Origin of the sequence: Schnuerera sp., assembly GCF_035459645.1 — a bacterium.
In the GTDB taxonomy this organism is placed as follows: Bacteria; Bacillota; Clostridia; order Tissierellales; family Tepidimicrobiaceae; genus Schnuerera.
On sequence record NZ_DATHXO010000011.1, the window covers coordinates 1 to 1,756 of the forward strand.

Below are 1,756 nucleotides of genomic sequence, written 5' to 3' on the forward strand. Positions count from 1 at the left end.
TACCATCATTATCTAGGTCTTTTTCAAGTGGATCATAATAATTTCCATCATCATCTATTTCAAGTCCTAATTTTTCCCTTAAATCATTTTCATCAACCCTTACATAGTCATTAAACTCCCCATACTTAAGGTCTAAAAGAAAGGCTTCAAGGGCTTCTTCCTTATTAACTGTCCCGCCATCTTCATCTTCAAGATAACTTCTATGAGATATTTCTTTATTATCTACATATTGTGTCCAGGAATAATCTTTAAGACTTATTTCATACTGTATTTCGTGTTTACCATCTTCTGTTGTTGTATAGGCAAGTCCAATATGACCTTCATCAGGATAAAGTTTATTAAAATCCTCATAAGAATTATCTTGTTCAAACTCTCTATTACAATAATCAATTATAAACCTTTTAATATCTTCAATTAGAGGATTTAAATTCTCTAAGTCTTCTACTTCTCCCATGTCAAGCAGTCTATTAATTTCAGTAAGTCTTTGTGTCTTGTTTTTTAATTCTTCTGCCTTATCAAAGGGTTTTTTAACTTCTTCTTTAGCAATTTCAATTTGTTCCTTAGTAGCTTCAAGTTTTTCTACAAATTTCTTCAAACTATCAGGAATCCTCTCCAAGACATTATCCATTCTTGTGATGTTCCCATCTCTATTTTCCCCTAGGTCTCCATAGTGATTGTTGGAGCCTTTTAAATTAAAGTTATGTTGGTTTGTAAGAAAATTATATGTTACTTCTATAGGAAATCCCCTATAGTTTCCAATAATCTTTTTATCTCCTAGTTTCACTCCCTTAACTGCTTCAAGAATTTTATCTCCTGCTAATTTTCTATCTGTAATTACTTCATCTCCAATTTTTATAGAAGTAAATTTATTATCACCTGTTCCCTGTGGCTTGATTCTATCAATATCACTTTTAGCGCCTTCAATAAGCTTTTCATACCTTTCAATTTCTCTAGGGTAGGTCTTTATAATTTTATCTTCTAGACTATAAAGATTACTCTTGTAGTTTCCTTCAAGCATCTTTAATTTAGTAACTTCAATATCCAGGTCCATCTTTTCCTTTATTAATGGGTTACCTGTTGCAAGGGCTTTAATTTCAGCATAGGATAGGGTGTTTTCATCAACATCTTCCGCTACTCTTGCAGGTGTTTTTGAAGTCATAATTTGTGAGATAAATTTTTGTTTATTTTCTATTGTCTGCCACAAATAACTATCAAAGGTATTCTCAGTAACATACCTAAATATTTTAACCTTATCATTTTCATTACCACGTCTTACAATACGACCTGCCCTTTGTTCTAAATCTGCAGGTCTCCAAGGCACATCAAGGTCATGGGTAGCAATGAGTCTATTTTGCACATTAGTACCTGTTCCCATCTTTTGGGTAGACCCTAAAAGAATCCTTACATGACCTTTACGGACTTTGGAAAATAATTCATCCTTCTGTTTTTCTGTATTAGCATCATGGATAAAGGCTATTTCATTTTCTGGAATACCCATATTCAAAAGCTTGACCCTTATATCATCATAAACATTGAAACTTCCATCATTCTTTGGAGTAGACATATCAGAAAATACTAGTTGGGTTGAACGATTATCCCTTGTTTTATCCCAGATAGAATAAATGTTTTTCACACATACATTTACCTTGCTATCAGGATCATCAGGTAAAAGAGGATTGATAAGCCTTTGGTCAAGGGCTAATTTTTTTCCGTCATTCGTGATTTTTAACATATTATCTTCTTCTGGTTCTACCCT

The 1,756-nt window shown here is 32.7% G+C and carries 1 protein-coding gene; it reads right to left on the bottom strand.

Annotated elements, in window-relative coordinates; genetic code table 11:
* Positions 1 to 1,756, bottom strand: a 1,756-nt coding sequence (locus tag VK998_RS00240) for a helicase C-terminal domain-containing protein (RefSeq protein WP_325224168.1), incomplete at both ends; no start/stop codon positions are given.